The sequence below is a fragment of the Nitrospinaceae bacterium genome (assembly GCA_018669005.1).
GTDB lineage: Bacteria > UBA8248 > UBA8248 > UBA8248 > UBA8248 > UBA8248.
In genome coordinates, this window is sequence record JABJAL010000034.1 from 1 (window position 1) to 14,779 (window position 14,779).

Consider the following 14,779-nt stretch of genomic DNA (forward strand, 5'->3'; position numbering starts at 1 on the left):
AAAGGGGGGCCTTCCACTCGGGTTGCATGTAGGGGACCGCGCCGATCATCGTTCGTCGGGGCATGCCCATCATGCCGAGTCGGTGGAGGGCGTTCGAGAAGACGACCATACCCCCGGACCAGAGCCAGGCCTGGGTGAGGGCAAGCTTCGGGCTCCAGAGCCCGCGTCCGCTCAATATCGGCACCAGCCAGTAGGTGATGCCCATGAACGAGAGCGTGACCGCCGCACCCACGGTGAGGTGGAAGTGGCCCACGATCCAGGCCGTGTTGTGGACAATGAGGTTCATCGAAATCGAGGCGTTGATGAGCCCGCCGATGCCGCCGAAGACGAAGATCAGCATCGCCAGCAACTGGGCGGCCAGCGAGGGATCACCCCAGGGAAGGCGAAGGAACCAGGCGAAATAGCCCGAGCCCCCGCGCGCCTTGGCACCGCTTTCGAGCGAGGCGACAACGTTGAAGAAGGTGAGCAGGCTCGGGAAGAAGACTCCGAAAGTGAGAAGGGCGTGAAAAATCTTCCAGCCCTCGTGTATGCCGGGGTCGGTGAACTGGTGATGGAAGCCCACCGGTATCGATAGCATTAAGAACAGGAGAAACGAAGCCCGCGCCATCGGGTCGCTGAACAACCGGCCCCCCGCCTGCCGGGGGACGATGGTGTACCACGACACGTAGGCGGGCAGGAGCCAGAAATAGACGATGGGGTGGCCCGTGAACCAAAAGAGCGTTCGCGCCATCAGCGGGTTTGTTCCGCTGACGAGGCCGAGCGACCAGGGGATCATCATGAAGAGCATCTCGGAGGCGATGCCCAGCGAGGCGATGAACCACATGACGAAGGTGACGAGCGACATGAATGCGGGAAGCGGGGTTCGCGCGCCAGGATTGCGTTTTTTCCAGTCGGCCACGCTGCGCCCGATGTTCAGGGCGACGAGCCAGGTGCTGACCACGACCAGGGTGAGGCCGATATAGAAGGCCGGGTGTGCCCGCATCGGCGGGTAGAACGTGAAGAGCACCGACGCCTCGTTGAGAATCAGCGGGACGGCCGTGACAACCACCCCCCCCGTCATGAGCCAGAAGACCGGCCAGCCCAGCGCCCGGATGGCCAGCGGCGCGCCGAGCGAGCGGGCGGTGATGAACTGCAGGAAGCCGCAGTTGAAGAAAGTCGTCCACACCAGAACGTTCAGGACTCCGTGGATGCTCAACCCGTGGTAGTAAGAGCGAATGACGGGTGAGAGCTTGGGGTAGACATCGTGACCAGCGTAGTTCATTGCTTGGAACAGGCCGGTGATGACCCCGCCGAGCAGGGCGATGAGCGCCACGGCAAGGTAGGCCCCGGTCAGCCGGTGATCTTGTTCGATATCGTTTCCCGTCGCGACTGCCATCATTCCCCCCTGATTTCTTGGCTGGCTACTCGACGACAACCTTGCCCCACATCGTGTGGTGGGCGGTGCCGCAGTATTCGTGACAAATAAAGGGATATTCCCCGGGATTGTCGAAGCGAGTTGTCACGCGGGTCACCTGGCCCGGCAGGAGCATCGCGTTCACGTTGGCCCCCTTGATGTAGAGGCCGTGAACGACATCCTTACTTGTGGCGATGAACTCGACGGTCGAGCCCCTGGGGACTTTGATCTGGTTTGGGACGTAGAACCAAATACCGGCCATCATGTGCACGCGGTATTTCTTGGGACCTATCTGGTGGACGCCCAGTTTATCGAAGGGCGCGGTTGCCGCGATGCGCGCCGGATCGATCAGCCCCTCCTCCGATGGCAGATGGACTCCCTGGCCGAAGGCGGTGTAGAGCAGAATAGCGAACATCACTACCGGGAGGACGATGCTTGGCAATATCCATATGAGTTCGAGTTTGTAGGGGGAGTTGGAGTCTTTCATGATGCTCATCCTCCCCAGAGCTGCAGGTAAGCCCGAGCCCACAAAATGACGAGGATGACGAAGAAGACGGCGATGAACGCGAACGCGCCCTTCGGGAAATCATAGTTGCTCATGGAGTTCTCCCGTCGGAGAGGTGAAATTTCATGCTTGCGGGAGGGCCGATATTGCTGAAAACAAGCTTAACGTATTACGTATGGGTAGTAAAGAATTTTCTTTTTTCCGCGAGGCGCGTTCAGGTTTCAGGCGCGATCATGCCGTAAAGAAGATTGGCCTTTGCCGCAGGAGCAAGCGGTGTCTTCTGAAATTCCGTATTTTATTTCGGCGACCCAATGAGATGGAAAGCTTTCAAGGTACCCGCTCCCTGGAGGCTTGCGCTTTCGCCGGGGCCGAGGTAGAGGCCTGCTCCGGGGCCAACCTCATAGTTTTTTCCCTCAAGGGAGACAACGCCGTTCCCTTCCATCACGTAAATCAGTTGATGGGAGCCCGATAGCGGCTCTGCCTCGAAGCGCTCTCCCTCGCCCAGCCAGCGGAGATGGGCCGCCATTTGCTCGGCCCCGCACAGAGCTTTACTCACCACCTCGGCGGCCACGCCTTGCTCTGAATTTTTTCGCTCGCAAGCCGCAGTATCGATAAAAGTAATCATGGTTTTCTCCTTAGCTCTGGACCCAGATTTTGCCGTCGATTTTCTCCCAGCGCAGATCGTCGTCCGTGCCCTCGAGAATGGTCGTCTTGAACAGGTTCGGCACCTGGCATTCGAAATGGGTGGAATCTGCGGTGGCCCGGAGGCGATGTTTTTCCTCTGCAGGGATGAACACGAGGGTGCCCGGCGAGATGGGCGTCACGCCCTCGTCGGTTTCGACGGTGCCCTCGCCCTCTAGGAAGAAATAAAAATGCTCGCAATTCTCGTGGTAGTGAAGGGGGGAGGCGGCCCCTTTTTTGTAGCGGATGATTCCGGCCAGCATCGCATCGGTGTTCGCCAGCTCTTGGCTGACGAAAAAGATGCGCTCGCGTCCCGGTGTGACAGAAACCAACTTGGGCAGTTCGTCTTGGTGGAAAAGGTAGGCCATGGTTGCGTTCCTCCTGTGAAAAAAAGGATAAGTGCCGATGGGAGGTGTGGCAATAAAAGTTGACGCAAAAAGAATACCCCAGCCGCACGCGGATTCCCATACGTGACCAGAATAGAAGTGTATTTCGGATTTCAGTGGTTATTCAGGCTTAAGCGCCATTCGCGGCGAGAAACGCCTCCATCTCGACGGCCTTGCCCGTTTCCATGCTCTCGACGGCGGCGAGAATCACAGCAAGTGTTTCGACGCCCGCTCGTGGATTGGCATCCGAGGGGCGGCCATCGCGCACCCAGCTAACGAACTCCTTGATTTCCTCGACGATCATATTCCCGTGCGTGAGATCGACGCTCTCGGGCTCTGCCTGATCTTTCCAGTGGATATTTAAATCGGTGATCGAATCAGCGTCGAGCAGCTTGATCAGGTAATCCTTCACATCGCCCTGGGGGAGGCGCAGGTTAAGCATAGCGTTGCCTTCGGTGCCCAGGAGGTTCAGGTGCCACCTTCGGGGGCAGAAATAGTAGCAGCCCAGATATGTCGTCGCCCCGGAGGTGTGCTCTAATATCGCGCCGGTAATGTCGGGCACCTCGGCGTCGATCAGGCGGGTGGCGCCGATGGCTTTTACTTTTTTAATGGGGCCGAGAAGAAGCATGGCGTTGAAGACATGATGAATGCCGAGCTGCATGAGCGGCCCACCCGGGCAATTGGCCGCGTAATAGTTCCAGTCATCGGGCGTCAGGCGTATACCCAGATCATGTGACCAGTTCACTTCGCAGGCTACCGGCTGGCCCAGGTGGCCCTCGTCGAGCAAACGCTTGATGTGCCGGACGCCCGCCATGCAACGGGTTTCGTAGCCCATCTGCATTATTAGGCCGGCCTCCTCGACTTTTTTGGCGATCTCCACACCCTCGGCGATAGTCGGGGTAATCGGTTTTTCCATGAACAGATGCTTCCCGGCATCGATGGCGGCAAAGGCCTGTCCGCCATGAACGGTGGTCGATGAGAGGATAGCCACCGCATCGACTCGGGGATGAGCGAGAAGGTCCTCATAGCTTCCGACTGGCTCGCAACCATAGCGCCGGGCAAAATCCTCTCGGTTCTCTTGCGTGCGTGTGTAGCAAGCAGTGATATCGATGCCCTCGGTGTCCCGAATTCCGGGTCCGATGACTTCTGCCCACTTGCCTAAGCCGACGATTCCGACGCCGATGGATTTGTTCGACATGAAAAGTCTCTCATTTTGAAAGGGAGGGAGTGTTTTTTTGTCTCCGAAACGGATAACATAGCGTTCATCCGCTGTGTGTCAAGGGTGGCGGGCGCAACATTCACCATAAACGAACGCACAAGGATGGAATATGGCTTTTAAGCTCGAACAAGAAGTGAACGAACATTTTACTCCCTTTTATCCCTATGTCGCGGACGAGGTGTTGGCTCAATTTGGAGGCACTGGGGGTCGCGTTCTCGAAATTGGCCCCTACGGACCAGGCGTAACGCTTGCGCTGGCCGAGAAATGTCCTGATTTATCTTTTGTCTGTGGCGACGACAACGACGAGGCGCTTTCCTACTTTCGGAAATGCGTGCGCAACGTGAAAATGAGCCGGCGGGTGGAAATTCTCAACATCGACAAGTACAGCCTGCTTTTTGATGCCGATACCTTCGATCTGGTGATCTTCCGGGGTGGCTTGTTCTTCTGGGATGAACAAGAAAAAATTCTTGCAGAGATGAACAGGGTCCTAAAGCCGGGAGGTGTTGGTGCCCACGGCGGGGGCTTTGGCGCGGGCGCGCCCGATGAGCTAATCGAGTCTCTTCTGCCTAAGGCCCGTGAGCTGAACAGCAAGCTCGACAAAAAAAGGCTCTCCGAGGAAGATGTGAAAAGTATTGCGAAGAAGGCAAATATCAACTCTGATGTGCGCATCGCCCGTGAGCACGGGCTATGGGTTTACTGGAAAAAGAGCTAAGAGAATAACTTGGCGGCAAGAATAATTTTTAAGCCGCCTCGTTTCCTGTGCCTCCGGGTGGGCTCGAGCCTTCGGGTGTGGGTGAGTTACCTCTTTCCTCTTGTCCCAAGATGATTCTCGCGGCGCTCTCAAAGTCCCTAGGCACCATGATGTCCACCTTGCCGAGACCTGTTGAAGAAAATCCGTAGATTGAACTGGCGGATTCGTAGCTGAGGTGGACTGGTATGTCCTCTGCCTCAAGCCGCCCTTTGAGGATGATCGCCTCGACCTGCCCACCCACGGTTTTTATGATGGGTAAGGCGGGCGGCTCAAGATTATTTCCGAGCCGGAATATCTTCTTCCACAATGGATTTTCCCTTGGGGCCTAGGTTAATCGTCACGCGTGTTCGAAGAAGCGCCGAGCGGACGAAAATGGTGGCCGTCCAGCCGGGCTTATCAAACGTTAGCGCAGCCTCTTCTCTTTCGATGCTGTTGATGAGCTTCCAGCCGTGCTCGGACATTCTCTCTCGGTAGAAGGCAACGGTATCGTGGTAGTTTTTAAAGCCCGTGTAGACGAGTGTTCCGGCACGGGTGCCCGGTGTCTCGAATATGAAAGAATCGGAGGAGGACAGCGACAGGCCATTGGGGACCGGAAGATCGGCGAACCGGAATTTCTTGGGGTCGAGTGGTTTTTGGTCGGCGAATGGGTTAATGCCGTCAAATGTTGAGCACCCTCCGACGAGGACGAGTAGCACCAAGGGCAACAGGGTTATCCATTTTTTGAATTGGCGCATAACTGAAAACTCCACCTCATGGGGGGGCGTATAATCTCATTTGGGCGGGTAGACTACAAAGTATCCCCACGCGAAAATTGGTGCAACCCCGTTTTCGGGAATAGTGATGGTTTGCACGTAATTGAAATGCTACCTTGGAGCTGTCCCGATTGCGCCGAAGGTGAAAGTAAATGATTCGAAAACAATTTCATGTCCCGATTTTCATCGTCGCCGCCTCGCTCGCGGTTTCAGTGGCGGCGCATGCCCAGCCGGGAAATGGGTTGAAGGTTGAGTCTAATGGGATCCCGCTTAAAGCAACCGGTCCCACTGCCGCCTCGCCGTTTATCCTCGCACTTGATGCTGGCCATGGTGGCCGCGATACAGGTAGCCGGGGATCCGGTGCACTTCTCGAAAAAGATGTCACCCTCCGGGTAGTTAAACTACTTGCCGAGCGGCTAGGCCGTCGTCCCGAGATCAAGGTGGTTCTCACGCGTGAGGCAGACGCCGAGATTAGTGCTGTTCGAAGGGCGGCCATCGCGAATCACAACGGCTCGGCCCTCATGCTCTCGATTCAGGCCGATGCCTCCTGGCGGCCCGATGCACGTAATCCCTCAATCATAGTCGCCGCACCACAGCGCCCGCCCCGTGTGGAGGGTGAGGGGGACGATGCCCTGGCCCTAAGGTGGCAGCGTGGCCAGAACATTAACCTGGCTGGTAGCCGTCGATTCGCTCGCGGGATTCAAAAGCGGTTCGCAAAACTTCGGGGCGGGGAGAAGCCCTCGATACGCTCGCTACTTCCGCGCTCGCTTGAGGGGGCCAGGATGCCGGCCGTCTACATCAGCCTTGGGGTGATTTCGACGCCCGAGGAGGAGGCCCGCCTTCGAGAGATGGATGAAAAAAGCCCCTACATCGCCGCCATTGAGGCCGAAGTCGTTCGCTATGCGGGCCTGCCTGAAAAACTGCCCGAACCAGCCGAACCAACCGGCTCAGAGGCGGTTAAAGAAAAAGCCGAGCCTGAGGCGCTCGACGAAAGCAACGCCTTCCGCCCACCTGACGGAGGGAACTAACATGAACCGCTCCCGCCGCTGGTGGATTCTCATCGTCTTACTCATCGGCGTAGCGATGTCGATCTTTTACCAGAATTATCTCTTGGACTATGTTGGCGATTTAGTGGAGCGGGGTCGGCGGGCGACATTTGGCGATCCGAAAAAGGCGCCTACCCTGGCGCCGACAGTCAAGCAGGTGATTTTTTATATGAGCCCGAGGAGCGATAAACTTCTCCGTGTCGAGAGAGATGTCGAGGAGGGCGGCACCTCCATAAATTCGGTGCGACGCACACTTGAGACCCTTGTCGCGGGCCCCAGGGAAGAGGACGCCGCCGTTCCCGTCGTGCCGCCAGGGGTGAAAATCCGCACCCTCTTTCCGGGACCCGGCTCGATCCTATATGTCGATTTTGACCGCAAATTCCGAGAAAATCACCCTGGTGGCGCATGGAGTGAACTTCTTACCGCCCAGGCGGTGGCGAATACGGTGCTCGCAAATTTTGGGAAAGTTTATGAAAAAGTCATCTTGTTGATAGAGGGACAGCAGGCCGAAACTATCGCCGGGGCGCTCACTATAGCCGGACCGCTCAAGTTCCGAGATGATCTCGTTGAGGCCTCGATTACTGAAACTGCCACTGAAGCCGAGACAAAGCCTGCGGCCCCAGCTGCGTCTCCTGCGCCGGTGGGTGTTCCCGATGCGCCGGTCTCTCCTGTGGGGGTTCCTTCTCAGCAGGAAAAACCCATCGGCCCTGTCGGTGCACCTCAGGGCGGTCGCTAGGGAGACTCAGGTTTTTTCGTCACCTCCTGGATCGACTCGCCCACCACTCCAGCCATCCAGGCAATCTCGTCCTCGCTCACGCAATAAGGCGGCATGAGTACCAGCACATCTCCCAGCGGGCGAATTGCCAGCCCGCGCCGTCTGGCGGCGAGAATCACCTGCCGGCCCATTCGCGCCTCGGGTGGGTAGGGCGATTTTGTTTCCCGATCTGCGACAAGCTCGATACCAGCCATGAAGCCTAGCCCTCGAACATCGCCCACGGCGGGAATCTGGCGGAGTAGTTCCAACTCTTTCCAGAGGCGGATGATTTTGGGTGCGAGCGTGTCGAGGGTTTTCTCGTTTTCGAATATCGAGAGATTTGCCAAGGCTGCGGCGCAGGCAAGCGGGTTGCCGGTATAGGAGTGGCCGTGAAAAAAAGTCCTCCCCTCGGCGGGCGCTCCCCGGAAGGCATCAAAGATCTCCTCGGTGGTGAGTGTCGCGGCGAGCGGTAGATACCCCCCCGTGATTCCTTTGGCGAGGCAGAGAATATCGGGCGCTACGTTTTCGTGCTCTGAGGCGAACATGCGCCCGGTGCGGCCAAAGCCAGTGGCCACTTCATCCGCGATGAGAAGCACCCCCGACCGCGTGCAGGCTTCCCGCACCCGTCTCAGAAAGCCCTTGGGTTGGGGAATAATTCCCGCCGCGCCCTGGATCATCGGCTCGACGATGACGGCGGCAACCTCATCTGCGTGCTCTGTGATCAGCTGCTCGATATCATCGCCCGTGCAAACCGGGCAAGGAGAGTCCACAGCTCCTCTCGGGCAACGGTAGCAGTAGGGCGCCTCGGCCCGGAGGGTTTCAAAAAGCAGGGGCCGAAAAATGTCGTGAAAAAGCTCGATGCCGCCCACACTCACCGAGCCCACCGTGTCGCCGTGATAGGCCCTGTTCAGCGCGATGAATTTAGATTTTTCGGGCCGTGCCGGGGTTTTTTGTTTTTGATATTGAAAGGCTATCTTGAGGGCGACCTCGACGGCGGTGGAGCCGCTGTCTGAGTAAAAAACGCGTGAGAGGCCGGGGGGGGTGATGGCGGCGAGCTTTTCGGCCAGTTCGATGGCGCTGTCCTGGCCCATGCCGAGCATCGTGCTGTGGGCAATGCGGTCGAGCTGATGGCGGATTGCCTCATCGATCTCGGCGCGCCGGTGGCCGTGGATGTTTACCCAGAGGGACGAGACCCCGTCGAGATAGCGCTTGCCCTCGACATCGATGAGATAGGCCCCCTCACCGCGCTCGATGATGAGCGGCGGATCTTCTCGTTCCCACTCGTCCATCGGTGTGAAGGGGTGCCACAGATGGCGATGGTCGCTCTCGGCGAGGCGGCGGAGGCGTTGTTCATCCTCCTCAGAAGGGCGTCTCGTCATGTTGCTAGGCACGCTGGGCGAGGATGACGCCTTCGAGCTCATCGAAGTAGAGCAAGCCTTCCTCGGTGCGGGGATTCATCCAGTAGCGTATTGCAGGCGTGGGCTCGGCAAGAAAGCGCCTGAGATCGTCACGAGCGGCATCATCTAGATGCGGGCGGTTCACCCACTCCTCAAAATCCATGCGCTTGCGAATGGTCTCGGTATAAAGAATTTTAAGGCCCGCATCCTCGAACATCTCAACCAGCGCGGGCAGCGAGTCGCACCGATTGTGGCTCGGGTCGCGTACCTCCTCAAAATCGTTGTAGCGCTTTGCCTCGGGAGGCTCCTCGGGAGCGATGTTGTCGATATATATGAGCCTGCCATCGGGTTTTAAGACGCGGCCCATCTCCGAAATGGCTTTGGGCACATCCGAGAAGTGGTGCGGCGCGATACGCACCGAGACCGTATCCACCGAGGCGTCCTGGAGTGCGATGCCCTCTGAATCGGTGCAGAGAAGCCGTGTGTTTGTAATCCCCTTATCGGCTCCGTTCTTTCGTGTGGACTCAAGCATGCTCAAGGTCAGATCGGAGGCAATTACCCACGCACACTTAGGCGCCATCTGGTAGGCCGTGTGGCCCGCGCCGGTCGCCACATCGAGGTGCACCCCGCCCTCGGGCCGGAGAATTTCTGCCGCGCGGGTGAGCGAGCTACTCTTGGCGTGGGGGGTGCTCGTGATGTAGTAGTCTGAGTCCCCGCTATAGATTTTCTGTACCTTTTCGCGCTGCTTGGCTGCCTCGTCGGTCATTTTTTATCCCATGATTGGTGGGTAAATCCGCGTCGTCTGGGAAGTAACGCGTGTCGGGAGAATATCGCCGAATCCCGCGCACCTCAACCGGGGAGTGTGCCTGCAACCATGGCCCAGAGCTAGGGAGTGCCCGTTAACCATCTGAGGGGCCCGAGGCTGAGGGAGGCGAAGTAGGTGATAAGCGCCAGCGCCCCGAGCCTGAGGATGAGGAAGGGCAGCGTTGTTCGCCAAATTTCGCTCAAAGGCTTGCCGAAGCGGTTGCTCGCGATGAAGAGATTTAGCCCCACGGGTGGGGTGATGTAGCCGATCTCAAGGTTGGCCAGAAAAATAATCCCCAGGTGAACGGGGTGGATGCCGAATTCTTTTGCGATGGGAACAATGAGGGGCACGATGACGACGATTGCCGAGAAGATGTCCATCATGCAGCCCACGGCGAGGAGAAAAAGATTGAGGCCGAGGAGGAAGGTGTAGCGGCTCGTCGAGAAGGAGCGGACGGCCTCGAGTATACGCTGGGGCGCTTCCTGATCGACCAGGTAGTTCGTCAACCCGAGCGAGGCGCCGAGGATCACCAGGATCACCCCGACGAGGATCATGCTTTCTCTCGCGATGGTGGGCACCTCGTCCCACAGGTCGAGATCGTGGAAGACCCAGACCTCGACGATGAGCACATATAGCGCCGCCACCACCGAGGCCTCCGCCGGGGTGTAGAGCCCGCCATAAATTCCGCCGAGGATGAGCGCTGGAAGGGGAAGCTCCCAGCCTGCCTCTTTCAGCGCCGCCGAGAACTCGGGACGGGAAAACGGGGTCCGGGGCGCCTCGGTGCTCGCGATTTTCATGCAATAGATCGACAGGATCAGGATCAGGAGAAATCCCGGGACGATCCCTGCGATGAAAAGATGATCGATATTCACCCCGGCGACGACGCCGTAGAGAATAAGCGGAAGACTTGGCGGAAAGAGCAGGCCGAGCCCCCCGCCCGTAGTCACCAGCCCCAGAGAGAAGCGCTCGGAGTAGCCGTCCTGAGTGAGCGCGGCAAAGAGCAGCCCGCCCAGCGCAACGATGGTCGCCCCCGATGCGCCCGAGAACGCGGTGAAAAAGGCGCAGGTTGCCAGTGTTACCAGCGCGAGCCCGCCCGGCATCCACCCCAGTGCCGCACGAGCCAGCCGGGTGAGTCGCCCCGGTGTCCCAGCCTCGGCCATGAGGAAGCCCGCGAATGTGAAAAAGGGGATTGCCAGCAGGGTCGGCGCGTCGGTCATGCGGTAGAGCTCGATGATGAATGCGGCCGCGCTAATCTCCTCTTCCCAAAAACCCCAGAGCGCGATCGCCGCGATGACGGTGAAAAGCGGCGCGCCAAGAAGCGCGAATGCGGCGAGGCCCACGCCACCGAGCGCGGTCAACTTTTCGTCTCGCTTTTGTCGTCTGTCTTATCTGGGCGGCCCAGCAGCGAGGCGCCCAAAAATCGAGCGGCCATGACCGCGAATCCGACCGGAAGTATTAGTTGAAAAACCCAGGCCGGAAAAACACCCGCTATCCGGCTCCCCGCGTCGTATTCACCTATGAGGAAAAGTAGCGAGGCTCGCGCCAGCAGTGCGCAGACAAGGGCGGCGAAAAGGTCGGTCAGACGCCTGGCGGGTTTTGCCCAGTGGGGCGAAATGAGCCTTGAGACGATATCGATTTCAATGTGGCGCCCGGCCCCGCGTACGGCGAGCGATGCGCCCAGCAGACCAAGCCATAAAAGCCCTTGTCTTAAAAGAAGGTCGGCCCCGAGGATGCCGGTGTGAAACAGGTTGCGCAGAACAACCTGAATGAACCCGGTGATAAGCATGACGAAGAGAAGGGTGATGAGGGCGATGCCTTCCCATCCCGCCAGCGTGTCGTCAAACGACTCCCAGCGCTCGCGAATTGATGAGTATTTTCGGCCTTCCACGGCTCAGAATTACTTTCCGCCGCGCATTTTGGCGATGGCGCGCCCTGCGCGTTCGATGAGTTCGCGGGGAATGAGGGTGCCTGCGAGTTTTTCCCGCGCCTTTTCGCCCAAACGTTGCATCGCCGCAAGCTCGGAGGCCTCCGGCTTTGGCGAGAGGGTGAGCCCGCGCTTTGTCATCGCCTTGATCGCGCGCTCGTTCTCGGAGCGGGTGAGGCGGCGAAGCTCAATCATGCGGGCCCGCGTCTTGTCGAGCAGGAGCGTTTGCTGGCCGGGCGTCATGCGCTTGAATCGCCGTTTGCTCATGATGAGGGCGCCGGTGACGTTTGCCATCGGTACCTTGGAAATGTAGCGCACCTTGGTGAACCATTGGAGCGCAATCGCACCGAGCGGGCTGATGTAGACAGTGTCGATAAGCCCTGTCTGGAGCGATGTGAGAACGTCTGTTACTGCCAGTGGGATAGGCCGAACGCCGATGGCACTGAAATATGCCCGTGCGAGGGGGTCGCCCTCCCACATCCACACCTTTTGCCCCGCGAGGTCACGGCTGGCGACGATTGGATTTTTTGAGAAAAAATGGGCAAAACCCACTTCGGACCACCCCAGGAGAACCCAACCCTTTTTGCGGAATTCGGCTTCATACCAGGGGTCGAGCGCCTTGTGGACAGCGTCCACCTCCTCGTAGCTTTGAAAGAAAAATGGCAGCTCAAACAGACGCGCAGCGGGCAGAAGCTCCCCCAGCCCCACTCCGGTGAACCCGGCTGCGTGGAGCTGGCCTATGCGCAGCTTGCGCACAACATCCTTCTCGTTTCCCGAGACCCCGCCCGGATAAATGCGAAAGCGCACAGCCTTTTTCGTGGCCTTACGCATGTCTTTGTCCAGCTTGCGCATGATGCGCATCCAGGTCGTTCCCTCGGGGGCGAGGCTGGCGAATTTTATGACCTGTTTTTTCGCCGCAAGGACCGGTGGCGGCACAGCAAGCGTTATGAACGCGAGCAGCACAGCCGCGAGTAGCGCAAAAGGTTTTATAGATATTGATTTTCCAAGGTGCATCAAAACAAATCCTCAACCTGTGCGCGAAGCGCTTTTGCGCGGCGGCGGGCCAGCGAATTGGCTAGCGCCTGATCGGGCAAAAGGCCCGGGTGCGTCGATTCAATTTCATCGAGCAGCTTGATGAACAGTTTTTTGTCTTGCACCCGGACGGCGTAGTGCCGTGCATAAAGAAACTTTGCCATTAAAAAGCGCCCGCCCGAGGCTTTGATGGCGCGAATGAAATGCGTTTTCGCTCGTTTGGGGTTGCCGCCCAGAAGGGGCGAGCGGCTGGCATAATATACGCCGAAGAATAGGTCGGAGCCGCCGAAGAAATATTTCGAATCGAGTTTGCGCACGCGCTCCATCATCGCGCTGGCGCGAGGGAGATCGGCTAGCGCATCCGGGTCCTGGCGGCTCAAGTTGATCCATCCGCTCCAGCAGTAGGCTGTCCAGAAGAGAAGGGGAAGGTCCTCTGGCCCGGTATGTTCGAGAAGCACCTCGAAGGGAATTCTCTTTTGGCCGGGGCGCGGCAACAGGATGCGCATCCCGTGGTCGCGGCCTCGCTTGAAAAGGCGCCTGGCGCGTTCGGGCTCAGAGTTTTCGAGGAAACCGAAGGCAAAACTACCGTAGGCCTGGGCGGCGGCGCGGCGAAGACCAGGGTTGTCCGGGTCGGCGCGGATGTAGCCCTCGAGCATGACGAGGAGCGTGGCGGCCGCCTCGCGGGCATGGTCAGGGTCGGACTCGGCGCTCAGGGCGCCCATTAAGTCGTCCAGAAGTGTGGCCGAGGATCGGACCACCACCTCTTTGAGGGAGCACCCGCCTAGCATCAGCACGAGCGCCGCAAGAATCGAGAAATGTTTAGCCGCGCGTTTCATCGGATCAGATTATGCCACAGGGCGGTGTGTTGCGGGGCAAAGGTGTTCTGTTTTTGTTTCCTCAATCGTAGGCGATAACGCTTCGAGCCACTTCGCCCCGGAGGAGCGCGTCATAGGCCTCGTTGATTTGATCGAGTGGATACGAGCGCGTGAGCAAATCATCGAGGTTGAGCTTACCCGCCATATAGAGCTCAATCAGTCGCGGCACCATCTGGCGCGGCACCGAGGAGCCGTAGAGCGAGCCGACAAGCCGCTTTTCCTGGGTGACGAGGTCCAGGGTCGGTATCGCGGCGGTGGAGGTGGGGCTGGTGATGCCAATCATCACCGCCGTTCCCCCGCGCCGGACGGCGTTGAAGCATTGTGTCGTCACCTCGGTGTTGCCGATGGCCTCGATGGCATGATGCGCCCCCTGGCCGCCGGTTATTTCACGGATGCGCTCGACCGGGTCTTCGTCCGAGGCGTTGACGAAGTGGGTGGCCCCGAACTTTTTCGCCATATCGAGTTTGTTTTGCATAATGTCGACCGCGATGATCGGCTCGGCTCCGGCAAGAAGGGCCCCCTGGATGGCGTTGAGGCCGATGCCGCCAGCACCGAAAACGGCGACACTCTCGCCAGGCCGGGCCTGGGCTGCGTTGATGACCGCGCCGACACCGGTGATCACCGCGCAACTGACCACGGCGGCCATGTCTAGCGGCATGTCGTCGCGAATCTTGAGTGCGGATTTCTCGCTCATCACCGAGTATTCGGCGAAGGTCGAAACCCCCAGATGGTGGCCAATTTCGGTGTTGCCTATTTTAAAGCGCCTCGTGCCGTCCGAGAGGCTGGCGTTCGTGCGCATGATGGCGCTCGTGGGGCATAGCTGGGGCCGGGCGATGAGGCAGTATTCGCAGGTTCCACATGCGTAGCGCCAGACACTCACTATGTGGTCGCCCGGCTTGAGGGAGGTGACACCGGGGCCCACCTCCTCGACGACGCCCGCGCCCTCGTGGCCCAAAATGACCGGGGTGGTGATGGGCATCTCGCCCGTCATCGCGTGGTGGTCGCTGTGGCAAACGCCCGCCGCCGCCATTTTCACCAGTATCTCGCCCTCTTTTGGGGGCGAGACCTCAACCTCCTCGATGACCAGTGGTTTGTTCGGCTCATAGAAGACGGCTGCTTTCATGGCGGGCTCCTTATTAGCCAAGCCAGGTGAGGGGCTCTCGAATTCGGCGGCTTTTCTTGTTTCGGCGCCGATATAGAAGTATGTTTCTCATTATTACCTGAAAAACGGCTCCGTTGCACTTCCATACACGGCTGGC

General features: G+C 58.9%; 17 protein-coding genes. 3 read left to right on the top strand and 14 right to left on the bottom strand.

Translation table 11 applies throughout. The features are described 5' to 3' along the window. The 5 genes from HOJ95_04560 to HOJ95_04580 all read right to left on the bottom strand — a co-directional run. A partial coding sequence (locus HOJ95_04560; protein MBT6393954.1) for a cytochrome C oxidase subunit I occupies positions 1-1,378 on the bottom strand: 1,378 nt, incomplete at its 3' end. 22 nt (positions 1,379-1,400) lie between these two features. Then, on the bottom strand, positions 1,401-1,880 hold the full coding sequence (locus tag HOJ95_04565) for a cytochrome C oxidase subunit II (GenBank protein ID MBT6393955.1): 480 nt from the start codon (positions 1,878-1,880) through the stop codon (positions 1,401-1,403). A 313-nt stretch (positions 1,881-2,193) separates the two neighbouring features. Next, the gene (locus tag HOJ95_04570) at positions 2,194-2,523 is read right to left on the bottom strand and encodes a hypothetical protein (GenBank protein MBT6393956.1); all 330 of its coding nucleotides are present in this window, start codon (positions 2,521-2,523) and stop codon (positions 2,194-2,196) included. A gap of 10 nt (positions 2,524-2,533) precedes the next feature. Next, positions 2,534-2,947 carry a cupin domain-containing protein gene (locus tag HOJ95_04575; GenBank protein ID MBT6393957.1) on the bottom strand — a complete coding sequence of 138 codons (414 nt, stop codon included), beginning with the start codon at positions 2,945-2,947 and terminating at the stop codon, positions 2,534-2,536. 148 nt (positions 2,948-3,095) lie between these two features. After that, positions 3,096-4,163, bottom strand: a complete 1,068-nt coding sequence (locus HOJ95_04580) for a Gfo/Idh/MocA family oxidoreductase (protein ID MBT6393958.1) — start codon at positions 4,161-4,163, stop codon at positions 3,096-3,098. 130 nt (positions 4,164-4,293) lie between these two features. On the opposite strand from HOJ95_04580, the gene HOJ95_04585 reads away from it, so the two are divergent. Next, positions 4,294-4,896, top strand: coding sequence for a class I SAM-dependent methyltransferase (locus HOJ95_04585; GenBank protein MBT6393959.1), 603 nt, complete (start codon positions 4,294-4,296; stop codon positions 4,894-4,896). Positions 4,897-4,924: 28 nt separating this feature from the next. Here HOJ95_04585 and HOJ95_04590 read toward each other — a convergent pair whose 3' ends face one another. Together HOJ95_04590 and HOJ95_04595 are read right to left on the bottom strand one after the other, a co-directional pair. Beyond that, positions 4,925-5,242, bottom strand: a complete 318-nt coding sequence (locus HOJ95_04590) for a DUF2007 domain-containing protein (GenBank protein MBT6393960.1) — start codon at positions 5,240-5,242, stop codon at positions 4,925-4,927. Next, positions 5,211-5,669 (bottom strand): hypothetical protein, encoded by a 459-nt coding sequence (locus tag HOJ95_04595; GenBank protein ID MBT6393961.1) that lies wholly within the window; start codon positions 5,667-5,669, stop codon positions 5,211-5,213. Before HOJ95_04595 ends, HOJ95_04590 begins: the two co-directional genes overlap by 32 nt. A gap of 170 nt (positions 5,670-5,839) precedes the next feature. Here HOJ95_04595 and HOJ95_04600 point away from each other — a divergent pair, with 170 nt between their 5' ends. Both HOJ95_04600 and HOJ95_04605 read left to right on the top strand, forming a co-directional pair. Next, positions 5,840-6,715, top strand: a complete 876-nt coding sequence (locus tag HOJ95_04600) for an N-acetylmuramoyl-L-alanine amidase (protein ID MBT6393962.1) — start codon at positions 5,840-5,842, stop codon at positions 6,713-6,715. A gap of 1 nt (position 6,716) precedes the next feature. After that, entirely contained in the window at positions 6,717-7,469 is a 753-nt protein-coding gene (locus HOJ95_04605) for a GerMN domain-containing protein (protein MBT6393963.1), read from the top strand. Here HOJ95_04605 and bioA read toward each other — a convergent pair. The 7 genes from bioA to HOJ95_04640 all read right to left on the bottom strand — a co-directional run bounded on the left by bioA (position 7,466) and on the right by HOJ95_04640 (position 14,643). Beyond that, positions 7,466-8,908, bottom strand: a complete 1,443-nt coding sequence (bioA, locus tag HOJ95_04610) for an adenosylmethionine--8-amino-7-oxononanoate transaminase (GenBank protein ID MBT6393964.1) — start codon at positions 8,906-8,908, stop codon at positions 7,466-7,468. The genes HOJ95_04605 and bioA overlap by 4 nt on opposite strands. Continuing rightward, positions 8,871-9,650 (bottom strand): methyltransferase domain-containing protein, encoded by a 780-nt coding sequence (locus HOJ95_04615; GenBank protein ID MBT6393965.1) that lies wholly within the window; start codon positions 9,648-9,650, stop codon positions 8,871-8,873. Before HOJ95_04615 ends, bioA begins: the two co-directional genes overlap by 38 nt. A 119-nt stretch (positions 9,651-9,769) precedes the next feature. After that, complete coding sequence (locus HOJ95_04620; GenBank protein MBT6393966.1) at positions 9,770-11,047, bottom strand: TRAP transporter large permease subunit; 1,278 nt, start codon at positions 11,045-11,047, stop codon at positions 9,770-9,772. Further along, entirely contained in the window at positions 11,044-11,577 is a 534-nt protein-coding gene (locus HOJ95_04625; protein ID MBT6393967.1) for a TRAP transporter small permease, read from the bottom strand. The genes HOJ95_04620 and HOJ95_04625 overlap by 4 nt, the downstream gene beginning before the upstream one ends. Before the next feature lie 9 nt (positions 11,578-11,586). Continuing rightward, positions 11,587-12,627: a TRAP transporter substrate-binding protein DctP gene (gene dctP, locus HOJ95_04630; protein ID MBT6393968.1), complete on the bottom strand. Its 1,041-nt coding sequence runs from the start codon at positions 12,625-12,627 to the stop codon at positions 11,587-11,589. Further along, on the bottom strand, positions 12,627-13,481 hold the full coding sequence (locus HOJ95_04635) for a hypothetical protein (GenBank protein MBT6393969.1): 855 nt from the start codon (positions 13,479-13,481) through the stop codon (positions 12,627-12,629). Before HOJ95_04635 ends, dctP begins: the two co-directional genes overlap by 1 nt. Before the next feature lie 61 nt (positions 13,482-13,542). After that, positions 13,543-14,643, bottom strand: coding sequence for a Zn-dependent alcohol dehydrogenase (locus tag HOJ95_04640; protein MBT6393970.1), 1,101 nt, complete (start codon positions 14,641-14,643; stop codon positions 13,543-13,545). Positions 14,644-14,779: the final 136 nt, after the last annotated feature.

Coding starts and splice junctions, on each gene's coding strand:
- HOJ95_04640 (MBT6393970.1), bottom strand. CDS start 14,643: ATGAAAGCAGCCGTCTTCTATGAGCCGAACAAACCACTGGTCATCGAG.
- HOJ95_04605 (MBT6393963.1), top strand. CDS start 6,717: ATGAACCGCTCCCGCCGCTGGTGGATTCTCATCGTCTTACTCATCGGC.
- HOJ95_04585 (MBT6393959.1), top strand. CDS start 4,294: ATGGCTTTTAAGCTCGAACAAGAAGTGAACGAACATTTTACTCCCTTT.
- HOJ95_04635 (MBT6393969.1), bottom strand. CDS start 13,481: ATGAAACGCGCGGCTAAACATTTCTCGATTCTTGCGGCGCTCGTGCTG.
- bioA (MBT6393964.1), bottom strand. CDS start 8,908: ATGAGCTCGAAGGCGTCATCCTCGCCCAGCGTGCCTAGCAACATGACG.
- HOJ95_04570 (MBT6393956.1), bottom strand. CDS start 2,523: ATGATTACTTTTATCGATACTGCGGCTTGCGAGCGAAAAAATTCAGAG.
- HOJ95_04575 (MBT6393957.1), bottom strand. CDS start 2,947: ATGGCCTACCTTTTCCACCAAGACGAACTGCCCAAGTTGGTTTCTGTC.
- HOJ95_04595 (MBT6393961.1), bottom strand. CDS start 5,669: ATGCGCCAATTCAAAAAATGGATAACCCTGTTGCCCTTGGTGCTACTC.
- dctP (MBT6393968.1), bottom strand. CDS start 12,627: ATGCACCTTGGAAAATCAATATCTATAAAACCTTTTGCGCTACTCGCG.
- HOJ95_04600 (MBT6393962.1), top strand. CDS start 5,840: ATGATTCGAAAACAATTTCATGTCCCGATTTTCATCGTCGCCGCCTCG.
- HOJ95_04580 (MBT6393958.1), bottom strand. CDS start 4,163: ATGTCGAACAAATCCATCGGCGTCGGAATCGTCGGCTTAGGCAAGTGG.
- HOJ95_04565 (MBT6393955.1), bottom strand. CDS start 1,880: ATGAAAGACTCCAACTCCCCCTACAAACTCGAACTCATATGGATATTG.
- HOJ95_04615 (MBT6393965.1), bottom strand. CDS start 9,650: ATGACCGACGAGGCAGCCAAGCAGCGCGAAAAGGTACAGAAAATCTAT.